Below are 19,620 nucleotides of genomic sequence, written 5' to 3' on the forward strand. Positions count from 1 at the left end.
GGCGCAAAAGGTGGGTTTTCCCCGAACCGACCAGGCCGGAGACCACGACAAGCCGACCGGTCTGGACGGCCGCACACACCTCGCGGATGATCGTGCGCTGATGCTCGGTCTCAAAGTTGCCGGCCCCTTGAAAGGCCGGTCGAGGCCGTAACTGGATTGAACGTCAGCGAGCATCATTCTTCCTTTCTTCGCGCCTGAAGCGTTCGCGGATACGGCCGCGATCATCTTTTGTCGAGTGTTTCTCCAAGCAGTTCATTGATGAAGGCGCGGTCACCGGCATTCATCGCGCCGATCGGCCGGCCGAGCTGGTCGGCGATGGCCCCACGGGCTGCGAGGCCATTTGGATAAGCGGTCTCTATTGCGGGTTCCGGAAACGGTGTCCGCCGTACACTCAGCCCAGCCGTGGTCGGGGCAGCGAAGGCAATGGACGATCCCCGCCGGTGACCGCGGCGCGGGGGAGCCCAAGTTGGTCTGCCAGGCGCACCACCTTGTCGAGCCGCTCTTCGAGCTGCTCTTCTGGTATTTGCGATAGCGAAAGAGGGGAACCGCCCCGCGCGAAGTTGGAATGGACCGAAGCGCTTGCCCTCATGCTCGACGAACAGTTCCTGATCGAACAGGCCCCAGAGCAAGGTCACCGTTTCGCCGGCAAGTTCGGGCTCGACCTCATAGGATGCGCCTTCGACCGATACGGTCGCGTCTCCAGCAACCGTCCGTCGTTCCGGTTCGCGCGCAAAGGCGCAGAACCGCTCCCAGGAGCACATCGCCCGCACCCCGTCAGGAGGAAGATGCCGCAGCCAATCCTCGATGCGTGCATGAGACTCTGTGCGATGGTCGCCGTTATTGTAGGTGACAAGGCGCGCCTGAGCCAAAGGTTGGCTCCTCTTCGTCCTTCGGCTTGTGGAAATGATAGAGGGTCTCGTGCACTTCCTTGATCGTGCGAAACGGCCGCTCGACCTTGCCTTTCGCTCGCGCCGGCGTGCGCCGCTCGCTGTCCGACGGGGCATATGCGTGAGAACCCGGACACCAAGGCTACCCATGACGGACTGGAAAACGCGCGAGCGGCTCACCGGCCCGTTATCCATATGGATGGTCGTTGGAATCCCCTGAAGCGGCAGTTCCGGTTCAGGCTTGGCGGCGAAGGCATTGTAGAGAAAGCGCAAGGCGGACTCCGCGTCCTCGCCGTAGACGGAGCGGTATTCCTGATAGCTCGCGCCGGAGCGATCATCGACCACGGAGAACAGCATCAGCGTCGGCCGGCCGCGCCCTTCCTCGACCCAAAGCGGCGCTTCCACCTGCTTCAGGTCGGACGGGCTCATGTCGAAGTGCCAGAGTTCGTTGGAACGCCGCGCCTGGAATCGGACGGCAGCCACCGGGCGGGTGACGCGCGCATAATCCAGGCCGGAAACACGCAGCAGCCGATCGACCGTTGCGCGTTTCAAGATGCCGGGCGGTGCACGGACCAGGCCATCGGGCGTCACCACGCCGTCTTCCTCAAGCAGCTTGATGGCGCGCGCCGTGGAGATATGCCGCCCCTTCCGGTTCGCCGTTCTGATCTTCAGGGCCGCGATGATTTCGGCATAGGTTTCCATCTCCGGCTGCGGGGCGATCCGGGAGGTTCCGTGATCGGCGCGCCGTACGGATTTCGGGCGGTTCAACTCCCGCAGCGCCCGATACAGGGTCCAGATCGAGATGCCGTAGGCATCGGCGGCACGAGCAACAATCTCGGTACGGCCTGGATCACGGGGAGAAAGCAGCGACAATCGGCGTCGAAGATCGACAAGAGCCTCTCCGGGCGGCCGCTTTCTCCGCTCAGCCATGGACGTCCTCGGATTCCACTGTTTTGGGAGAGCCACCCTTCTTGCCGATATGACGATAGAGGGTTGCAACAGAAACCCCCATGCGCTGCGCAATATTGCGTACCGGTATGCTGCCTTCCTTCATCAGGGCGCGCGCCGCGGCAATATCGCCCGGGCGCATCGCGGGCGGGCGGCCACCCTTGCGGCCACGTTGCCGCGCCTCGACCAGTCCAGCCGTCGTGCGTTCGCGGATCAGAGCACGTTCGAACTGGGCGATCGCACCGAAGACATGGAAGGTCAGCATGCCGCCCGGCGTCGTCGTATCAATGCTCTCGGTCAAGGACACGAGCCCGATCTTCGCGCGCTCCAACTCTTCCGCCGTCGCGATGAGCTTCTTTAGCGATCGCGCCAACCGATCGAGTTTCCAGACAACGAGCGTGTCACCAGTGCGAAGCACGTCGGAGAGAATTCGGCCCAATTCCGGGCGGTCATCGCGAGCGCCTGACCCGCGCTCGGTAAACACCTTCTCGCAACCGGCGCGTCTCAGCGCCTCAAGCTGAAGCTCCGGATTTTGATCGATCGTGCTGACCCTGGCGTACCCGACCCGCATAGCCATCCAAATGTTCTTGAAAGTCGTTGGACACATAGCATTTTGCGACAACCGTTTCTATAACAGTTTTGAGAAGATTCCATCGCGCCATTCAAGGGGCGTGACGGCATGCGCTATGGCATGCTCAAAAACCCTCGTTATGACAAACGATCCATGGAAACCAACTATGTGTCTGACGGCCGAATATTCGCGACATGGAGCAGGGAACCTTACGCATCGAAAATCGGGCGGTCCCCGATCTTGTCCCCCTTGTATGGGATACTCCGGGAATTGAGGCGGCGATACCAAAGGATGCGGTCGGCCAGGCCGTTACCATGTTCGAGCCGCAGGAATGCGCCAACTACTTCAAATCTTGCGGATATGACCCCGAGTAATGTGGACGTGCTCTAGGTCACCCAGAGGGCGCTCGCATCGAGTATAACCTTAAGCGCGATTGCTTCCGGTGAACCATCCTCCATATGTACGGGATGTACAGCCCACACAGACTTTTCGAGAACCACATTCTCAACAGAAACCTCATAAAGCCTACCCGACGCGAGCTCATCGAGGACAGTGCTCCTCATCACGATCGAAATGCCGAGACCAGCTCGAACTGCATGCTTCACAGCCTCAGTGCTCCCGACATTGAATGAGATTGGGAATTGCTCTGCCGCTTGGCCGAAGGCCTCGCGGAGCACGGATCCGGTACCGGTTCCACGTTCTCCGCCAATGAGGGACTCTTGAAATAACTCTGCCGCTTCAATTGTTTTTCGCGTCCTCCAATTATGCTGTGGGGATACGATTATTACCAGCTTTTCCTTCCGCCAAAGGCGGGCTTGATATCCTTTTCGATCGTCCCACCATTCGGTAAAGGCTAGATCAATCTCCTTCCTCAAGAGCTTTTCGATGATTTCAGGATTTGAGGCAACGGCCACCTCAGGTGGCCGGCCTTGAGCATCCTGTAAACGCTTCAAGTGGACTGGCAAAATATAGGTACCGATGTTAGTACTGGCACCCAACGTAATCCGGCCGCTGTGCAGGCGGTCCAGAGATCTCTTCGTGACGGTCAAAAGGCTGCGTGCGAATGGCAAGAATACGAGCCCTTGCCGAGTCGGCACACACTTGTCCTTCCTCCTCTCGACCAGCCGCACCCCTAGTATATCCTCCAATCGTTTCACATTATGTGAGACAGTCGGTTGGGATATCTGAAGCCGTCGCGACGCCTCGTGAAAGCTGCCAGTTTCGATTACCTCTATGAATGCTGCGACATGCGAAAGGCTAAACATTACTTTCTCTAATCAAGGAATTAGTTGAACCTCGTTAATTGCCGCACGAGGTCTTCGGCCTTGGACAAAATCTATAATGTTGTCAGCAGCCTCGTGCTCGATAGCCAAACGCGACTTCGCCACTGCTGAGCCTATGTGGGGTGTCAAGATCGAATCATGTTCGCGATTGAGGAGACCCCCGTGGACCTTGTCAGGCCGGTCGGGTCTGGCCCAGTCCTCCATCTCATAAACATCAGCGGCGTAGCCTCCCAAGCGCCCCGCCTGCAATGCAGCGACAACAGCCTCTTCATCAACCACGCTTCCGCGTGCAGGATTAATAAGAAGTGCTCCTTTGGGCATTTTGGCGAGTTGTTCAGCGCCGAGGAGATGCTTCGTTTCGGCCGAAAGCGGGAGTGCACACACAAGAAAGGTAGACGACGAGATCAACTGGTCAAATTCAAGAGGCTTTACGTTCAGTCTGATCTCATCGGCTTTGTCCAGGGATTGACGATCCCAGTACGACACAATGGCGCCGAAGGTACTTAGGCGCTGTGCTATAGCTTTTCCGATCGCTCCCATCCCTAAAATGCCGATTGCTGTGCCCTGCAGCCCAAGGCCGTAAAACCGAGGGCGCCAACCTTTGTAATCCCTCCTGACGCTCTTGTCGCCTGGCAGAATGTGCCGCCCAAGAGCAATCATCAGACCGATTGTAAGTTCGGCTGTCGGGTCAGTGAGAAGATCGGACACTATCGTGACGTGGACTCCACGCTGCGTGCAGGCTTCGATGTCGAAGTTATCGAAGCCTTTCAGCGCACATGCCACAAGTTGAAGATCGGGAGCGTGCGCGAGTACAGACGCGTCGATCATGTCCGGCATGAACGCCATCATCGCCTTGGCGTCGCTCAATTCTGCGAGCAGTTTCTCGCGGGGCCATGTATCATCAGTATCGTTGCAAACTAAACGAGCGTGGGGAGATAGCTTTGAGATAATCTCCTCGTGGACGCGATGGGTGATTACTACCTTTGGGAGCATTTAATTTATCCTTCTATTGCAGCTGGCGGCGGAGGAGAGCGCCGACCTGGTCAACGATGGTGACCATCAGAAGGACAACGAGCATGATCGCAAGAACCTCCTGATAATTCATGATCCGGAGGGATGTCATCAACTCGAAACCGATACCACCAGCTCCCACAGTGCCCAGGATTGTCGAGGCGCGGAAGTTGTACTCCCACCGATAGATGGTCACATCGGCCAATTGCGGTAGAACTTGTGGCAAGATCGCCCGCGTCACGATCTGGAACGGCGACGCACCAGCTGCGCGTGCGGCTTCTATAGGCGCATTATCGCAATGCTCGATCGCCTCCGCAAAGAACTTGCCCACCATGCCAACCGAGTGAAGACCAAGAGCCAGCACGCCTGGGAGCGCTCCAAATCCCACTGCCGCCACGAAGACGATGCCCATAATCAGCTCCGGGATCGACCGTAGACCATTCAACAATCCACGCGAGATCATATAGATGACAGCGTTGGGTGCTGTTTTCCCTGAGGCGAAAAAGCCAACTGGAAGTGATATCAGTACCGCGATCGCAGTCCCAGCTATACTCATCGCCAGAGTGTCGATGAGAGGGCTGATCCACTCCAAGCCTCGGTTGAAATCCGGGGGAAACATTTCCGTACCGAGCTGCCAGAGCGCAGGAAACCCAGATCCCAGACGCTCCAGATCAAGAAGACCGGAGTGATAACTGCTAACAATGATCACACACGCAATTGCCAACGCGATCACGCCAGCTCTGGTCCAAGCTTTGTTTTGATGTTGAAGGATAGAGTCGTAGTCGGCCGACGGCTGTGTCATCACATATCCTGGAAGAAAGGACGCAGGCCAGCGCCTGCGTCGAAAGGTGAGAAACTGTCTCGAACGCGCCTTACTGACTCAGGTCCAAGTTCAGCACTTTACCGAGCTCACGGACGACGTCGTAGGCTTTGTCATCGATCGGAGCGAACCCATCGGCTTTGAAGGATGCCAATACCTTTTCGTCTTTAAGGTCGATGAAGGCTTTGGTGATCGCCTCTTTCAACGAAGTGTCAAGATCCGACCGCATGGTCCAGGGGTACTGCGGGAACGGATCGGACTCGGCGAGGGCGATAACTTTCTTAGGATCAATGGTGCCACGAGCGACCATTGAATTGTAGATGGGCAACGAAAGTCCGCCAATCTGAGCATTGCCATTCTGCACTGCAATAGCCACGGCATCATGCGACCCTACGAAGTTCTCGCTATAGTCTTTTCCAGCCTCAACTCCGGCCTTAAGCAGCATAGATTTCGGGATAAGGTGGCTTGAGGTGGAAGCCACGTCCCCAAACGCGACCTTTTTCCCTTTTGCATCTTCAAGGCTTTCGATGCCAGCCTCTGCATTGGCGACAACTACAGCGCGATAGGTAGTTTCGCCATCCTTCATAAGTGCTGCGAAAGGCTCGATATCAGCCTTGGTTTTCGCGAGCGTGTAAGAGAGCGGCCCGAAATAAGCCAACTCAAGCCGGCCGAAACGCATCGCTTCGATCATTGACGAGTAGTCGGTCGTTACGATCAGTTCAATCTCCCGACCGAGTGTCTTCTCAAGATACTCCTCGAGAGGACGATTGTTTTTGATGACAGTGGCGGCGTTCTCGTCCGGTAGCAACGCGACGCGCAATGTCTCTGGATTTGAGCCAGCATGCGCCAACGAACTCCAGCCAAGAACGGCGAGGAATGCGAGGGACAGAAGCTTCTTCATAATGCGGCCTCCATGGCAGCTAAAGGTTGATCATACTCGTAGTTGGACAAATCTTGTGTTGTGGTCGGATTTCTTGGGGCGCTGCGGTAGATCGACGCACACATTTGATCGGTCAGTTCGTCGACAGCGGCGTCCGCAACCACTTCCCCGTCGCGCATAGCAATGACCCGGTCGCCGAACCGGCGAGCTAGATCGATCTGATGAAGGCTGATCACAGCAGTGATGCCGTCGGCTGTGCATATTTCGCGAAGCTGCGACAGGACCTCGACAGCCGTTTCAGGGTCCAGACTTGCAACGGGCTCATCTGCAAGGACCAGTTGGGGCTTCTGGACCAGCGCGCGCGCAATGCCCACCCGTTGCTGCTGACCGCCGGATAGTTGATCCGCCCTGACGAGAGCCTTATCAAGAAGGCCTACGCGTTCAAGGCATTCCAACCCCAGCCTTCGATCCGAACGCGGCATAGGGAACAACGTACGCCAGCCAGAGTGGTAGCCCAGGCGGCCCGTCATGACGTTGTCGAGCGCGCTCAAGCGCCCTATGAGTTGGTGCTGCTGGAATATCATCCCAGTTCGCCTTCGGTGAATGCGAAGCTTAGTTTCCGCATCCAGAGCACCAATATCGTTAGAAGTGATCGAACCAGACGTCGGCGCAACCAAGCCGTTGAGTGTCCGGATGAGGGTAGATTTGCCTGCGCCGGATCTACCGAGGAGCACGACGAACTGACCCTGGTTGAACGTCAATGTCGTTGTCTTCAAAGCTTGGGTGCCGTTGGCATAGGTCACGGCAACTCCGTTCAGAGCCAGCATCACAATAATCCTGATCGTTAGTGGTGCATCGATTGAATATTTGCATCACTATGGGCGACATATGACGTCCGTTTATCAGGCTCGTGAAACTTCAATGACAGCACTTAAACTCAGCTCTACCTCCTCGCGTAGCTGCGATGGAGAAATTTCACCCAGAGCCGCCTGATCATGACGGCCCGGTCCCAATTCTACACCACCTTGACGGATGCTATCCCATATTCGGCCAGATAAACCGGCCCTTCTCCAGCCGCCGGGTAAAAAGGCAGGCGCCCAGACCATCATGCCAGATGATCTTCAAAATATCCGATCTGCGGCCCCTGAAGACGAAGAGATGCCCTGACAACGGATCATGCTGCAGAACCTCCTGCACCCGAAGCGCCAAGGAGGGAAAGCCACAGCGCATGTCCGTATATCCGCGCCTTCCTGGCGGGCACCCTTGATCCCGAATATTCCCGTCAGCTGACCGAGCAACTACGACAGGCAGGCGTCCCGGTTTGACCATGCCGTCGCTGGCAATTAATCTGAGCACGTGGCGGATGTTTGCAAGCAGACCCGGATGTTTGCGAGCACATTGGCAAAGAGCGTGAGCACGACGCCCGCTCCATTGTCAGATAATTCGAGCAGAAAATGCCGATGTTTGCGAGCAGAGGCGCTTATGTTGGCAAGCCGCTACACATAGGGAGCGACAAGATCATCGGGATCGACAATCCCATGCAAAGCTGAGAGCACATACCAAGGCGCTTGTCGCGCCTCGACGTATGCCCGAGCTTTCCTGAACCAAACAGACTGATAGAGGTTGGCGGCTCGCATTGGCTCGCTCGCCTTTGCTTTAACACAAGCTACCAAATGCAACGGGACAGCCGTTTCGCCTAATGGCTCACCCTGTTTCCAATGATCGAGCATTCCAGTTCGCCCTTACATATTGCCATATCTTTAGTGCTTGACATTTAGCCCGCAATCATTCGTAATGTCAATCGACTGGTGAAATTCCGCCCGGAGGCAAACATGACGAAGAAATACGTTGTGGTCGAAAATGCAGGCTATGAACGTGAATGCGATGTTCATACTGCAAACAGCTATAGCGATGCCCTGAAATGGTGCGATAACCATTACGAAGAAGATGAGATCGAGACGCTTCACGTTGAAATCGCCCGCGAGTTGCCAGATGGCTCTCGGACCTACGAAATCTAATGCCGGATTTTCAGAATGACCGTCGCAAAGATCATTGCCGATGCTTTGGCCGTTCCGACCCGTAACGACAAGGCCCTGTTTAGCGCGGTGCGCGCCCTCGGACTCACAATCAGTAAGCAAGATGGCGAATATCGTATCTCTCGACCCAATCTTACTCGGGAGCGTGCTGAGGCAATCGCATACTACACGAACGACCGGTTCGATGCGTGGGGCACAGCAGAAGAGATGGCTCGCGATGCTGGTATTCTCGACGCCAAGCCGGAGGCAAAGATATGACCGATGAATTTCTGCTTGTTTGGTTGAGCAAGGAAGAAAGTTCCGCTTATGGCGAGTGCCGTGGCGAAGCCTTGGATCGTCTTATTGCAAAGGGCTTTGCCGAGGTCGGCCCTACACCGCCCGGCCGCGACAAGAATTATGCGCGTGTCAGATTGACCGACGCCGGGCGCGAAGCTCTTCCCGAAGCGGAGTCACTGTGATGACAGATTTCAACGGCCCTGCCTCCGTAACCGGGCAGCACGGCAAGGCAATGCAGAAGGGCAGTGGGGTTCTATACAACACTGGCAGCGCCGATGTTCGTGCCCGTATCGAGACAATGCACCGCGATGGCAGCGTAACGGTGCGGGCACTTTTCTATCACAGAGATGGCAAGGACGTGCCGGGCTATCTCGGCTTCAAATACCGCCTTTGGCCTGATGACCCACAAATCGGGCTACGGCCTCTCGACCCTATTTGACGGAGACCCATGTGCCTTGGAAGCTGAAACGAGTACGCCAGTGCGAAAAATGCCCGTGGAAGGTTTCGACCGACCCGCATGAAATCCCGCATGGATATTGTGAAACGAAACACCGCGCTCTTTCCTCCACCATCGCGGACAACACGGGCAACTTAGCTGCGGTGCTCGGCCAAGCTCCCTTGCGGGTGATGGCCTGTCACGAGCACCCAGCGGAACACGAGGCCCACTGTGTAGGCTGGCTGATGCACCAGCTCGGCCCCGGCAATAACATCGCCCTGCGGCTTGCTGTTCGTGACTGTGAAAACATCGGGAGCGTCGTCTTGGATGGCCCACAGCACGAACGGTTCGAAGACACCCTGCCGGAATAGAAGGCAACCAGCTCATGCCCCAGCTCGATGAAACCATCCTTGATTGCCTCGGACGCGCCGTTCACCGCGACCTTGAAAAGGGTGGCCACGGGATCAGGAGCACAAGCGAAATCGCCGAGTGGTGCGGAGTAGCCCTCCGGCGATGCCGGTCTCGCCTTGACGCGCTTTCAGCGCTGGGGCTGATCGACTGGTTCGGTCCTATTGAGGGGCTGGGAAGTGTTCACCATTGGCGGATTGCAGATCCCGCGCCTGATGATGGTGAGCGCGAAGCTCTGCCTCTAGCCGCATAACTCGAAGGGATCGCGATGCCTGTTCTCGGTAGTGTCGATTCAAAAGGGGTGCTTCGGTTTTCGGGCGACATCAATGATTGCCGCACATTCCTGAGATCGTTCGGTCTGGAGTGCACACACAAAGGCTGGGGCAAACCCGGCTGGAATGGAATGATAGAGTTCTGGAAAGGTGAATTTCACGCCGCAGCGTGGCGAGATGACACCGACAGATCAACGAACGTAGGGACACATGAAAAAGGGACAAATAGCCGGAGCAACGGCTGATGACGAAAGCATCTCAGCGCTCAACTATTGCGCTCACGCGATTGAGGATTTGAAGCGCCTGAACGCGCATACGCAGCCTGACTTTGTCCAATCCAAGCGGTCGGTCAGCGCAGTGATAGACCTGCTGCAAGCATCAGTGAAGTTCATCCTGCCAAACTGCGGCGCGCTCCTCGATGTGGATTCATTTTCACAGTCGCATCTCGATCTGCTCAAGCTTCCCTATCCTATCGTGGCTTTCGAGATACCATGGAAGACGGATACTTTGATCGAATCCATAGGCGGAATTAAACAAGTAGTGGCTTCACGCCGCATTGCCCTTTGCTGGGAACCAGAGGCTACGCCTCCAGCTCTGCGAGATTTTGGCCTCAATACTATTCTCGACCACTTCCCACAGGGTGGCGTCTTTGTCTTGCCTGTCACCTATTTCGACAATCACAAAATGTGGACCGTCGGGCTGGGCGGCGCATTCATCCCCTATGACAACAGCTTCACGCCGATAGACGATGGTCGCCTCAACTCGCTCTCTCACCGGTCGTACGAGGCGCTGAAAGAGGTAGGTCTGATCAGCAAGAAAGTCATGAAATTTGACAGCGAGCCGTTCATCATCCAGCCAGAACACTTCGAATCCATGTTTCGGCACAATCCCGAGGAAGGGTTCTACTCGATTTCCAGCGATACCCGCGACGAAGCGTTGGCTCTCCTCCAAGCCTGTGCCGTCTTGAATTGTGAGAACGTCGAGACCGCAGATGTCGAACCGAGCGCCAAGCTCAACAAGGCGCGAATCGCCAGCGGCAAGCAACCGTTCTTTTCCTACAAGGTGCTCACATTATCCGCAGAACGGCCGGGCGGCCGTGCCTCTGCCGATGGAGCTGGTGGCACGCATGCCTCGCCGAGAATGCACCTGCGGCGCGGGCACATCAGAAGGCTTGAGCACAAAAGCGTTTGGGTCCGTGCAGCTATTGTGGGATCGGCGGCGACCGGCGTTGCGCAGAAGGACTACGTTGTTCGGCCAGCTAAAACTGTCGAGTAAAAACCATGCAGTTCGAGTTTGACGATGGCGGCCGGGCAGCGGCAGGCTTCAAAGGTAGTGCGGGAGATTGTGTCTGCCGCTCAATAGCTATCGCAACAGGGCTTCCCTATCGCGAGGTCTACGACGCGCTCAACAACATGGCCGAGGGGGAACGTACCGGTAAGCGGAAGCGCGGCCGATCCTCGGCGCGCACAGGTGTCTATAAGTGTGATTAGGCATGGAATAAGGACCCCGCACATGGGGTGATCGGCGTCCAAACGGGACCCCCATCTGCAATGGGGTTACAACAGCCTCCGGTTTCATCGGAGGCTTTTTGTTCGGATGCTTATTGTGGAAACAATTCTGAAGATACGGCGGCTAGCCCATGTTCAGGGCAAGTCGATCAAGGCGATCTGCCGGGAGTTGGGCATATCGCGGAAAGTGGTGCGGAAGGTTTTGCGCACCGATGAGACGGAGTTCAAATACGAACGGACCCGTCAACCTCAGCCGAAGCTCGGCCCCTGGCGCGGTCAGCTCGATGGAATGCTCCTCGCCAATGAGGCCAAATCTTCTCGCGAACGGCTGACACTGATCCGGATATTCGAGGACTTGCGCGACCTCGGCTACGAGGGCGGTTACGACACAGTCCGGCGTTACGCCCGAACATGGGCGAAGGAGCGCGGGTCCGTGACGGCGCAAGCCTATGTGCCGCTCTATTACGCGCCGGGCGAGGCCTACCAGTTCGACTGGAGCCACGAGATTGTCGTGCTGAACGGCGTGACGACGACGGTGAAGGTTGCGCATATCCGGCTCTGCCACAGCCGGATGATGTATGTGAGAGCCTATCCGCGCGAGACGCAAGAGATGGTCTTCGACGCCCATGACAGGGCGTTCGCTTTCTTCGGCGGGGCCTGCACGCGCGGCATCTATGATAATATGAAGACCGCGGTGGAGACGGTCTTCGTCGGCAAGGAACGGCAATACAATCGCCGCTTCCTACAGATGTGCAGCCATTACCTGATCGAACCGGTGGCCTGCACGCCGGCGTCGGGGTGGGAGAAAGGCCAGGTCGAGAACCAGGTCAATCTGGTGCGCGAACGCTTCTTCACGCCGCGACTGCGCTTCAAATCCTACGATGAACTGAATGGCTGGTTGCTGGACAAGTGCATCAGTTACGCCCGCGCTCATAAGCACGTCGATCAGACGGAGCGCACGATCTGGGAGGTGTTCGATGCGGAGCGGCCGCACCTGGTCGGCTATCCCGGCAAATTCGACGGCTTCCACGCTGTGCAGGCCTCGATCGGCAAGACCTGCCTCGTGCGTTTCGACAACAACAAATACTCGGTACTGTCTACGGCAGTCGGCCGCCCTGCCGAGATACATGCCTATGCAGATCGCATCGTCATCCGGCAGGATGGCGTGGAAATCGGCCAACACGATCGCTGCTTCGGCCGTGGCGAGACGATCTATAATCCCTGGCATTACGTGCCGGTCCTGACCCGCAAACCGGGAGCACTGCGCAACGGTGCGCCGTTCCACGACTGGGTTTTGCCCGCCGCCATGGAGAAGGTGCGCCGCCGGCTGAAGGCAATGCATGACGGCGACCGGCAGATGGTGTCGATCCTCGAATGCGTGGGCCTGGACGGGCTCCCCGCCGTCGAAGCGGCCTGCCAGGAGGCGATCGATCAGGGCGTGTTCTCGGCCGCCGTCATCATCAACATTCTGGCCCGCAAGCGTGATCCGCAGCCGGCCGCCATCCTTTCCATCCCCGATGCGCTTCGCCTGACCCATGAGCCTCTGGCCGACTGCGCCCGTTACGACAGCCTGAGGAGGGCAAGCTGATATGGAACGATCCCAAATCCTCGACATGATGGGCACGCTGAAGCTGTTCGGCATGCGTAGCGCCTATGACGAGATCATGGCCTCCGGCATCAAGCGACAGCACGAACCGCCGCGCATCGTCGGTGACCTGCTTCAGTCGGAGATCGCCGAGAAGCAAGCGCGCTCCATCAAATACCAAATCACCGTCGCCAAACTGCCGCTGGCCAAGGACATCGACGACTTCGACTTCACCGACACGCCGGTCAACGAAGGCCTGGTGCGCCAACTCGCAACCGGGGCCTTCCTCGCCGAGCAGCACAATATCGTTCTGGTCGGCGGAACCGGCACGGGAAAGTCTCACCTGTCCATCGCCCTTGCTCGTGCTCTGATCCGCAATGGCGCACGCGGCCGCTTCTTCAACGTCGTCGACCTCGTCAATCGGCTCGAGACGGAGGCACGTAGCGGCAAACAGGGACGGCTGGCCGACTTCATCACCAGGCTCGACTTCGTCATCATGGACGAACTGGGCTATCTCCCATTTGCCCAGGCGGGCGGCCAGCTCCTCTTCCACCTCATCAGCAGGCTCTACGAGCGGACGTCCATCATCGTCACGACGAACCTGGCCTTCGGCGAGTGGCCGGCCGTATTCGGCGACGCCAAGATGACCGCCGCTCTGCTCGACAGGCTCACCCACCATTGCGAGATCGTGGAAACCGGGAACGAATCCTGGCGCTTTAAAAACCGCTCTCAAAGCTAAAGCCGAAAAGACAAACAACCCGCGCCCGCAGGCCCTTGCGCTAAATGGAGAGCCCCGGGCCTACGCGCGCTGACCCGATGCAACTAGAGGCAGGGGTCCCTTTTGGGAGCCGATAAGGGGTCCCGTTACGACGCCGATTGACACCCGAGGTAGCCGCAGGCCTCGCCGATCTCGCAAGCCAGACATTTGTGCTCGATGGCGAGCTGGTGATTGCAGGAGAGCCATTCGAGACACTACAGCTACGGCTTCATCCGGCTGAATCTCGCATTGCAAAGCTTTCGCGCGAATATCCGGCCCGACTGATAGCGTTCGACCTCCTGATGCTCGACGGCCGCCCTTACATAGATCAGCCATTGGGAGAACGGCGAGAGGCCTTGGAAGCGTTCGCGAAGAACGTTGGACGGACATCATGGCTCACGATCTCCAAAGGCACACGGTCACTTCGCACCGCAGAAAGCTGGCTCGGCAAGCATGAGATCGAGGGGATCATGGCAAAAAGGCTGGATCTGACCTACAAGCCCGGCAAACGCGCGATGCGCAAGTTCAAGCTCTGGACGACAGTTGATTGTGTCGTCGGCGGCCTCTACTGGCAACGAGGATCACGCGCAGTCGATTCACTGCTACTCGGACTGTATGATGATGACGGACAGCTCAACTATGTTGGACATGCCCGCGTCGATCAGAAGGACAGCCGCGAGATGGGTGAGTTGCTACAGCCACTCATAGGCGGACAAGGATTTTCCGGCCGCTCGCCGGGAGGCAAGAACCGATGGACCGGCAAGGAGCAATCGGTTGTGCCGCTGCTGCCCAAGCTGGTGGCGGAAGTGAGCGCAGATCGCATCACAGGGCAGCATTTCCGGCATGGGGCGCGCATCTTGCGGTTCCGCGACGACAAGCGCCCACGCGACTGCACTATGGATCAACTACCAGAAACTTAGGTATCTCCAGCCAGCGCCTTCACAAGGCTGACAATTCGCCTGCGAAGGCTTTCATCCTTCACATGACAAAACGCCCGATTGAGAGCGATGCCTTCGGTGGAGCTGACAAACTCCATGAGCTGCCTTCTCTCGGTATCGACCTCGCCGCCCGGCTCTCCAACAGTATCCGACAAGTCGTCAAAGAAAAATGAGACAGGAACTTGCAGCAGATCGGCGATGGCTTGCAGGCGACTTGCGCCCACACGGTTCGTGCCTTTCTCGTACTTCTGTACCTGCTGGAATGTGATACCGAGACCTTCGGCAAGCGTTACCTGACTCATGCCGCGTAGCTGGCGCTGCATCCTGATCCGGCTTCCAACATGAATATCGGTCGGATTCGGTTTCTTGGCGGATGTCGGATGCAGGTACATGGTTACTCCTTCGGCAGCTAATATGATTCTCCCGGCTCTCGTGCTTATCCCATCGACCTCAGTCCAAAATAGGGGCGAAGAGCATGAGTAGTCCGACGAGCGCTAGGGGGCCTCCCGGAAAAGCCAGAACCTTGTTAAGTGCTTCATTAAGTCTTTCTCGGCGCTCGAAGTCCTTTTTTTCCTCGTATGAGTCGAAGATTAGAACTCCTGATGAATTAGTTCGTTCGAAACGCTCTCTATCAATACGATTGTGTTGACGGGTTGCCGTGACAATACCCCATCCCCATACTCCAATGATGATTACGCCAAGAAAGAACATGCTTCAAAACACCTAATACACCAACTCACTCCCCTGCCCTGCCATAAAGCGAGAGCAACTGTGCGGTGGCTGCATCGAACCGGGCTTGCATCTGCGCGGCCGAGGACGATGCCGCCCGGACGTCGAGAGCGCTTTGTCGAGCGATGTCGATCACGATTGAACGCAGCTCTTTATCCGCGTTGGCAACGCCGGACCCCTCGCCTGACAGATAATTGCCGAAGCCTCCTGCAAGCGACGCAGCAGGATCGCTATCGCCGGTACTGATCGGGGTTTCGGCGGGAGATGTTCCCGGCGTGCAGGAATTGGGAAGAGACTGCGAACGCCCGGTTCGAGCGGCGGCATTGCCGACCACTGGAACGCGCTCTTTCAGATACCGCTCCGGGTTCACATAGAACCACGTGTTCGGCGAAGCTGACGCGAGCGATTGCGACGTGGCATAGCCGTTTGGATCGCGCTTGCCGCCACCCACCGGGAAAGCGCAATCATTCGTATCCTGTCCCACGATGCACTTCGTCGATGTGACGGCGCTTTTTGGAACCTGAACCTCAAAATGAAGGTGCGGTTTTCCTGCTGCCCTCTTGTCGCCGATCTTGCCGATCTCTTCACCGGCCTTCACGTCACGAGATTCCGGCATCGAGCTAGAATGCAGGTACAGGGTTCGGAACTGGCTACCATCGACCCGGAGACCCATGCTGCCGACGCCGAGCTTGCCGTCATGCGCGGCATAGAGCGGCTGGCCCATAGAAGCGCCGCCCTGCGCGCCCTGCGGGTAGATATCCGCGCCACGGTGCCAACCGTTATTTCCGCCCGAGACACCCGGTCGATTGAACGCGCCATATTCCGAAAAGATCACCGGGCTTTGAACGGGCTGAGCCACCAAGCAGGAGCCACCGGTTGCGTTGCTGCCATCCGGGCTGCATTGTTGGTTGACCTGATTTTCCGCAACATAGGTTCCGGCGCAGGTGCCGTTTCCATCCACGGCGTCCGAGCCAGTACCGCGATTGGTGCAGTCGCCGCCACTTGTAAGCCAATAGCGCATACCGCCCGCACCTACGAGATGGGAGCCAGCTATCAGGCCAGCGCGCGTAACCTGCACGCCGCCAATGGTCTGGCCGATATATTGCTGCCAGTTGCCGAGATAGCCGAGGTTCTTTTCGCCATAGGACAGAAATGCATCATCCTGCGCCGTGGGGTTATTTAGGTAATCCTCAAGGGAATTGACGCCGTTCTTACCCGTCCAGCTCCCGTCCCGGTTCATATAGCCTGCATCAATCAATGCTGGCTTGCCCATCTGATAGGCCCCATAGAAGCCGTTACCGGTATTGGTCTGGTAATTGCCGGAACCTTCGGACATGCGGATGTTCCGCAGGAAATCCGCGCAGTTGGTCGCCGTCTGTTGCGCTTGGCGCGCAAGGGTGAAAGACGTGGACGCAAGCAGGCCAGCCGATGTAACGGCAATCAGGGCGGCCGTGCCTATGCCGTACCAGCGCGTTCTCATGGGAGCACGACCTTCTTGCCGCAAATCGTCAGTTCGTCGCCTTTGGTTTCGACCTTGTTGATTTCACCGCAGGCCTCGAACGGCTTGCCGCTGGCTTCCACACGATAACCGGATGAAAGCCGGTCAATGCGCCACGTGCAAGAATTGGGAACGCAGCTTGCTCCTCTGAGCGAGGACACGAGAAAAACCTTCCCGCTGATGGTGATCAGCCCGTAGGCGAAGCCATAGGAGCCGAACTCCTGTTTTGCCTCCTCGGCCCACTCGTCCACGAGGATATTCCCGATTGCGTTCTTGGGATCGCGCCACTCGTCCGGCTCATAGGTTTCAGTCAAGGTCAACGACTTGGCCCAAGCTGCACCGGTAAATACGGAGCTGCCGACCGCGACAGCGGCGGCAAGGGCTATGAACTTGCGCAATGCGGGCATGAATCGGCCTCCCCGTCACACGGCTTGGATATTCCGATCTTTGTGCCAGATGCACGAGAGAAAGACAATAATTTGTCACGCAAAAATACTGTGAAACCATCATGGAGTTTGATATGTCTCTCGAAACTGTTTCTCGAAACTGTTTCTCGAAATTGCTAGCGCATTGCAGCAGATCATACGGAAGCGATGGAAGGATCGAAAAACGCATGAAAGCCTTTCGAAAGTGGACCGGAGCCATGCTGTTCCTTCTGACGATTCATGGAGCCGTACATGCGCAGGAAACCAGATCGGGATCTGATCTGGTGGCTCCACCGCCCCCCGTGGTCCTGAAACCGGGAGGCGACGGGAACGTCTCTCAGTATGAATATGCGCCAGAGCAACAGCCAACATGGCAGTATGCCGCCCCCGGATCGGCTGAGGATGCGTGCTCAGCCGAGAACGCGCTTTTGCGGGATCAGGTGCGGGATTTACAGTCGCAAACCATGCAGTTGCAGGCCGAGATAGCCAACCTCAAAGCACGCAATCAGGCTTTGCAGAAAGCCGCCAGTGCGAACCAGTGAGATAGTCGATGACTGACCTTACCCAAATCATCATCAACATATTCTCGTTCAACTCCATCGTCTTCTCGATCATGATCCTTTCGATCACGCTCTTTGGGGTGATTGTCGGGGGTATGGGGTTGATCGAAGGTTATGCATACACCACCGGCAATTCACGGTTCTCCACCCGTCAGGCGAGCTTTTCCGGCGCGTTGATGAAGCTGGCCATCGGAAGTGCTGCTGCTGTTGGTGCGGTGATTTTCTATCAGATCGGTGGAACTTTCTCGCTGGGGCAGAATGAGACGACGAGAAACGTTCTCGACTATGCGCAGAATGGCTCGATCTCCGGCACCTATTGCCAGCAGTTTCATTATTCCGTGACCATTATCTGGATGTTGATCGGGACCGTTGCCTTGTTCAATGCAGCCCGTACTGCCTATAGGAAATCGAACGGTGAAATGATCACATGGGGCCAGCCGATCCTCTACCTGCTCGGCGGGATTATGTGCTATTTCGTCAACGATATCACGTCGATGGCCGCAAACACAATCGGGCTGCAAGTAGGCCTCGACAACCTCTGCAAAGCCTTCGGGATGGCCGGAGCCGGTTAAACCAGAGGGGACGCAAGCGCCCCCTCCCCTCGTCAGTCCACATGTAAGGGCTTCATCGGAACACCGTCATCACCTACGCCTGCGGCGTCCAGCAGGACCTCAATGGTGCGGTCATATGGAAGTCGCAAGTGCTGGGACAGCCGAACCATCCTGTTATAGTCGCGGATCGATAGACGGGCACTGAGCTGCTTGGAGGGGCCTTTAGCCTGAAACTTCTTGGCGACCTCCAGCGGCGTTTGCCGTATCGTATCATTCCTTTCCTCGGCCGCCTTCCGCAGTGCTCGTTCAGCGGCCGGGTCGTCGTCCACTGGCTGTGGCGCAAGCTGGGCGGCGGCTTCCAGCTTCTTGTTGATGTCGTCCATATCCTGCGGAACACGAGCGGATTTTTTCGCGGCTCCGAACCCAAATGTATTGCCGGTCATGCTGCCTGCTCCTTCTTACGCGCCTGAATCTCCATAACGGCCTCGATCATTTCAGCGGCGAGCAGATCGGCGTTGATAATTGCCTTATCGATGCCGTTGTATTCTTCGGGGTCCAATTCTGAGAGTGTCGTTCCCACCATCATTGCTTTGTAAGCCGAGCGCTCGTGGAGATGTGTCTTGAAGGCCGGAATGTCATTTTCCTCGACCTCATCACGAATCTTTCGCTCCACGCGGGTGACAAAATTCGGGGTCGTGCGCGCCCAAAGAACGCGGCGTTCGATTGGACGACCAAGGGTTTCTTCGTCGGTCGCAATGTAGGCAAATGCTGCTGCCGCAAGACGTGCATCTTCCGGGCTTGGCTGCATCGGGATGATAACCAGATCAGCCTTGCTGATGATGGGGGTGCGCATGTCCGAAGTAAAACCGGCCATGTCGATGAATACCCATGTCGAGCGTGCCGTTTCCTCGCGAATGAGACGATGAATATTGGCGCTGTTGGTTTCTTCCACGACACGGATAGCCGAATTGACGGCCTTCTCTCGCCAATTCGCAATCGTGCGCTGAGGGTCGGTATCAATAATTGAGACAGTTGCATTCCGGCGTGCGAGCGCATCGCCGAGCGTGATTAGCGCAGTGCTCTTCGCGGAACCACCTTTTGAATTGAAAGCTGCGATGATTGGCATGGCCATCCCCTCTAAAAGTGCAAATATGTCGCCTTATACCATCGCAAGCTCGCACATGCAAGCGCCTGCCTGCACTATCCATCACATGCCTGTAACTGCATTTGTATGCCTTCCC

The 19,620-nt window shown here is 57.1% G+C and carries 25 protein-coding genes and 1 pseudogene; 12 read left to right on the forward strand and 14 right to left on the reverse strand.

Features of this window, described 5'->3' with window-relative positions; all coding sequences use genetic code 11:
• Positions 1–227 precede the first annotated feature (227 nt).
• The 9 genes and pseudogenes from EGT36_RS28015 to EGT36_RS31440 all read right to left on the reverse strand — a co-directional run.
• Positions 228–1,817, reverse strand: a pseudogene (locus EGT36_RS28015) (transposase family protein); the annotation flags it as partial.
• Positions 1,810–2,412, reverse strand: a complete 603-nt coding sequence (locus EGT36_RS28020) for a recombinase family protein (RefSeq protein WP_003501098.1) — start codon at positions 2,410–2,412, stop codon at positions 1,810–1,812. The gene EGT36_RS28020 and the pseudogene EGT36_RS28015, both read right to left, overlap by 8 nt.
• Positions 2,413–2,792: 380 nt before the next feature.
• Complete coding sequence (locus EGT36_RS28025) at positions 2,793–3,671, reverse strand: LysR family transcriptional regulator (protein ID WP_286084373.1); 879 nt, start codon at positions 3,669–3,671, stop codon at positions 2,793–2,795.
• Between the two features lie 12 nt (positions 3,672–3,683).
• The gene (locus EGT36_RS28030; RefSeq protein ID WP_003501101.1) at positions 3,684–4,682 is read right to left on the reverse strand and encodes a phosphonate dehydrogenase; all 999 of its coding nucleotides are present in this window, start codon (positions 4,680–4,682) and stop codon (positions 3,684–3,686) included.
• Positions 4,683–4,695: 13 nt separating this feature from the next.
• A complete protein-coding gene (phnE, locus tag EGT36_RS28035) occupies positions 4,696–5,502 on the reverse strand; it encodes a phosphonate ABC transporter, permease protein PhnE (protein WP_006473411.1) in 807 nt (268 codons plus the stop codon).
• A gap of 70 nt (positions 5,503–5,572) precedes the next feature.
• Complete coding sequence (phnD, locus tag EGT36_RS28040; RefSeq protein ID WP_003501103.1) at positions 5,573–6,421, reverse strand: phosphate/phosphite/phosphonate ABC transporter substrate-binding protein; 849 nt, start codon at positions 6,419–6,421, stop codon at positions 5,573–5,575.
• Positions 6,418–7,227: a phosphonate ABC transporter ATP-binding protein gene (gene phnC, locus EGT36_RS28045; protein ID WP_006473175.1), complete on the reverse strand. Its 810-nt coding sequence runs from the start codon at positions 7,225–7,227 to the stop codon at positions 6,418–6,420. The genes phnD and phnC overlap by 4 nt, the downstream gene beginning before the upstream one ends.
• A 208-nt stretch (positions 7,228–7,435) precedes the next feature.
• Entirely contained in the window at positions 7,436–7,729 is a 294-nt protein-coding gene (gene tnpB, locus EGT36_RS31435) for an IS66 family insertion sequence element accessory protein TnpB (RefSeq protein ID WP_080600525.1), read from the reverse strand.
• Between the two features lie 167 nt (positions 7,730–7,896).
• Complete coding sequence (locus EGT36_RS31440; protein ID WP_353411754.1) at positions 7,897–8,130, reverse strand: DUF6884 domain-containing protein; 234 nt, start codon at positions 8,128–8,130, stop codon at positions 7,897–7,899.
• A gap of 102 nt (positions 8,131–8,232) precedes the next feature.
• Between EGT36_RS31440 and EGT36_RS28055 the strand changes: the two genes are divergently transcribed.
• From EGT36_RS28055 to EGT36_RS28105, 10 genes are all read left to right on the forward strand, one after another.
• The gene (locus tag EGT36_RS28055; RefSeq protein WP_125271577.1) at positions 8,233–8,418 is read left to right on the forward strand and encodes a hypothetical protein; all 186 of its coding nucleotides are present in this window, start codon (positions 8,233–8,235) and stop codon (positions 8,416–8,418) included.
• A 15-nt stretch (positions 8,419–8,433) separates the two neighbouring features.
• Positions 8,434–8,694, forward strand: coding sequence for a hypothetical protein (locus EGT36_RS28060; RefSeq protein WP_125271578.1), 261 nt, complete (start codon positions 8,434–8,436; stop codon positions 8,692–8,694).
• Positions 8,691–8,894, forward strand: a complete 204-nt coding sequence (locus EGT36_RS28065) for a hypothetical protein (protein WP_125271579.1) — start codon at positions 8,691–8,693, stop codon at positions 8,892–8,894. Before EGT36_RS28060 ends, EGT36_RS28065 begins: the two co-directional genes overlap by 4 nt.
• Positions 8,894–9,151, forward strand: a complete 258-nt coding sequence (locus EGT36_RS28070; protein ID WP_125271580.1) for a hypothetical protein — start codon at positions 8,894–8,896, stop codon at positions 9,149–9,151. Before EGT36_RS28065 ends, EGT36_RS28070 begins: the two co-directional genes overlap by 1 nt.
• 11 nt (positions 9,152–9,162) lie before the next feature.
• A complete protein-coding gene (locus EGT36_RS28075) occupies positions 9,163–9,519 on the forward strand; it encodes a DUF6283 family protein (protein ID WP_125271581.1) in 357 nt (118 codons plus the stop codon).
• Between the two features lie 14 nt (positions 9,520–9,533).
• Positions 9,534–9,809: a hypothetical protein gene (locus EGT36_RS28080; RefSeq protein ID WP_125271582.1), complete on the forward strand. Its 276-nt coding sequence runs from the start codon at positions 9,534–9,536 to the stop codon at positions 9,807–9,809.
• A gap of 229 nt (positions 9,810–10,038) precedes the next feature.
• Positions 10,039–11,103, forward strand: coding sequence for a hypothetical protein (locus EGT36_RS28085; protein WP_125271583.1), 1,065 nt, complete (start codon positions 10,039–10,041; stop codon positions 11,101–11,103).
• Between the two features lie 321 nt (positions 11,104–11,424).
• On the forward strand, positions 11,425–12,924 hold the full coding sequence (gene istA / locus EGT36_RS28095; protein WP_052821263.1) for an IS21 family transposase: 1,500 nt from the start codon (positions 11,425–11,427) through the stop codon (positions 12,922–12,924).
• A 1-nt stretch (position 12,925) separates the two neighbouring features.
• The gene (istB, locus tag EGT36_RS28100) at positions 12,926–13,660 is read left to right on the forward strand and encodes an IS21-like element helper ATPase IstB (protein WP_003501246.1); all 735 of its coding nucleotides are present in this window, start codon (positions 12,926–12,928) and stop codon (positions 13,658–13,660) included.
• 137 nt (positions 13,661–13,797) lie between these two features.
• On the forward strand, positions 13,798–14,598 hold the full coding sequence (locus tag EGT36_RS28105) for an ATP-dependent DNA ligase (RefSeq protein WP_125271585.1): 801 nt from the start codon (positions 13,798–13,800) through the stop codon (positions 14,596–14,598).
• Here the strand turns inward: EGT36_RS28105 and EGT36_RS28110 are convergent.
• From EGT36_RS28110 to EGT36_RS28120, 3 genes are all read right to left on the reverse strand, one after another.
• Positions 14,595–15,008 carry a helix-turn-helix domain-containing protein gene (locus EGT36_RS28110; protein WP_125271586.1) on the reverse strand — a complete coding sequence of 138 codons (414 nt, stop codon included), beginning with the start codon at positions 15,006–15,008 and terminating at the stop codon, positions 14,595–14,597. The two genes, EGT36_RS28105 and EGT36_RS28110, sit on opposite strands and share 4 nt — an antisense overlap.
• Before the next feature lie 344 nt (positions 15,009–15,352).
• Positions 15,353–16,825, reverse strand: coding sequence for a M23 family metallopeptidase (locus EGT36_RS28115; protein WP_125271587.1), 1,473 nt, complete (start codon positions 16,823–16,825; stop codon positions 15,353–15,355).
• Positions 16,822–17,250: a hypothetical protein gene (locus EGT36_RS28120; protein WP_125271588.1), complete on the reverse strand. Its 429-nt coding sequence runs from the start codon at positions 17,248–17,250 to the stop codon at positions 16,822–16,824. Before EGT36_RS28120 ends, EGT36_RS28115 begins: the two co-directional genes overlap by 4 nt.
• 113 nt (positions 17,251–17,363) lie before the next feature.
• Here EGT36_RS28120 and EGT36_RS28125 point away from each other — a divergent pair, with 113 nt between their 5' ends.
• Positions 17,364–17,810 (forward strand): hypothetical protein, encoded by a 447-nt coding sequence (locus tag EGT36_RS28125; RefSeq protein WP_125271589.1) that lies wholly within the window; start codon positions 17,364–17,366, stop codon positions 17,808–17,810.
• Positions 17,811–17,818: 8 nt separating this feature from the next.
• Positions 17,819–18,400, forward strand: coding sequence for a hypothetical protein (locus EGT36_RS28130; RefSeq protein ID WP_125271590.1), 582 nt, complete (start codon positions 17,819–17,821; stop codon positions 18,398–18,400).
• 32 nt (positions 18,401–18,432) lie between these two features.
• Here the strand turns inward: EGT36_RS28130 and EGT36_RS28135 are convergent, their stop codons facing one another.
• The gene (locus tag EGT36_RS28135; protein ID WP_125271591.1) at positions 18,433–18,822 is read right to left on the reverse strand and encodes a hypothetical protein; all 390 of its coding nucleotides are present in this window, start codon (positions 18,820–18,822) and stop codon (positions 18,433–18,435) included.
• Positions 18,819–19,505, reverse strand: a complete 687-nt coding sequence (locus EGT36_RS28140; protein WP_172965737.1) for an AAA family ATPase — start codon at positions 19,503–19,505, stop codon at positions 18,819–18,821. The genes EGT36_RS28135 and EGT36_RS28140 overlap by 4 nt, the downstream gene beginning before the upstream one ends.
• Between the last annotated feature and the right edge of the window lie 115 nt (positions 19,506–19,620).

The sequence above is a fragment of the Agrobacterium sp. FDAARGOS_525 genome (assembly GCF_003938925.1).
GTDB lineage: Bacteria > Pseudomonadota > Alphaproteobacteria > Rhizobiales > Rhizobiaceae > Agrobacterium > Agrobacterium pusense.

Bases quoted from the DNA above. Each gene is read 5' to 3' on its own strand.
- EGT36_RS28020 (WP_003501098.1), bottom strand. From the start codon at position 2,412: ATGGCTATGCGGGTCGGGTACGCCAGGGTCAGCACGATCGATCAAAAT.
- EGT36_RS28025 (WP_286084373.1), bottom strand. From the start codon at position 3,671: ATGTTTAGCCTTTCGCATGTCGCAGCATTCATAGAGGTAATCGAAACT.
- EGT36_RS28030 (WP_003501101.1), bottom strand. From the start codon at position 4,682: ATGCTCCCAAAGGTAGTAATCACCCATCGCGTCCACGAGGAGATTATC.
- phnE (WP_006473411.1), bottom strand. From the start codon at position 5,502: ATGACACAGCCGTCGGCCGACTACGACTCTATCCTTCAACATCAAAAC.
- phnD (WP_003501103.1), bottom strand. From the start codon at position 6,421: ATGAAGAAGCTTCTGTCCCTCGCATTCCTCGCCGTTCTTGGCTGGAGT.
- phnC (WP_006473175.1), bottom strand. From the start codon at position 7,227: ATGCTGGCTCTGAACGGAGTTGCCGTGACCTATGCCAACGGCACCCAA.
- tnpB (WP_080600525.1), bottom strand. From the start codon at position 7,729: ATGGTCAAACCGGGACGCCTGCCTGTCGTAGTTGCTCGGTCAGCTGAC.
- EGT36_RS31440 (WP_353411754.1), bottom strand. From the start codon at position 8,130: ATGCTCGATCATTGGAAACAGGGTGAGCCATTAGGCGAAACGGCTGTC.
- EGT36_RS28055 (WP_125271577.1), top strand. From the start codon at position 8,233: ATGACGAAGAAATACGTTGTGGTCGAAAATGCAGGCTATGAACGTGAA.
- EGT36_RS28060 (WP_125271578.1), top strand. From the start codon at position 8,434: ATGACCGTCGCAAAGATCATTGCCGATGCTTTGGCCGTTCCGACCCGT.
- EGT36_RS28065 (WP_125271579.1), top strand. From the start codon at position 8,691: ATGACCGATGAATTTCTGCTTGTTTGGTTGAGCAAGGAAGAAAGTTCC.
- EGT36_RS28070 (WP_125271580.1), top strand. From the start codon at position 8,894: ATGACAGATTTCAACGGCCCTGCCTCCGTAACCGGGCAGCACGGCAAG.
- EGT36_RS28080 (WP_125271582.1), top strand. From the start codon at position 9,534: ATGCCCCAGCTCGATGAAACCATCCTTGATTGCCTCGGACGCGCCGTT.
- EGT36_RS28085 (WP_125271583.1), top strand. From the start codon at position 10,039: ATGAAAAAGGGACAAATAGCCGGAGCAACGGCTGATGACGAAAGCATC.
- istA (WP_052821263.1), top strand. From the start codon at position 11,425: ATGCTTATTGTGGAAACAATTCTGAAGATACGGCGGCTAGCCCATGTT.
- istB (WP_003501246.1), top strand. From the start codon at position 12,926: ATGGAACGATCCCAAATCCTCGACATGATGGGCACGCTGAAGCTGTTC.
- EGT36_RS28110 (WP_125271586.1), bottom strand. From the start codon at position 15,008: ATGTACCTGCATCCGACATCCGCCAAGAAACCGAATCCGACCGATATT.
- EGT36_RS28115 (WP_125271587.1), bottom strand. From the start codon at position 16,825: ATGAGAACGCGCTGGTACGGCATAGGCACGGCCGCCCTGATTGCCGTT.
- EGT36_RS28120 (WP_125271588.1), bottom strand. From the start codon at position 17,250: ATGCCCGCATTGCGCAAGTTCATAGCCCTTGCCGCCGCTGTCGCGGTC.
- EGT36_RS28125 (WP_125271589.1), top strand. From the start codon at position 17,364: ATGTCTCTCGAAACTGTTTCTCGAAACTGTTTCTCGAAATTGCTAGCG.
- EGT36_RS28130 (WP_125271590.1), top strand. From the start codon at position 17,819: ATGACTGACCTTACCCAAATCATCATCAACATATTCTCGTTCAACTCC.
- EGT36_RS28135 (WP_125271591.1), bottom strand. From the start codon at position 18,822: ATGACCGGCAATACATTTGGGTTCGGAGCCGCGAAAAAATCCGCTCGT.
- EGT36_RS28140 (WP_172965737.1), bottom strand. From the start codon at position 19,505: ATGCCAATCATCGCAGCTTTCAATTCAAAAGGTGGTTCCGCGAAGAGC.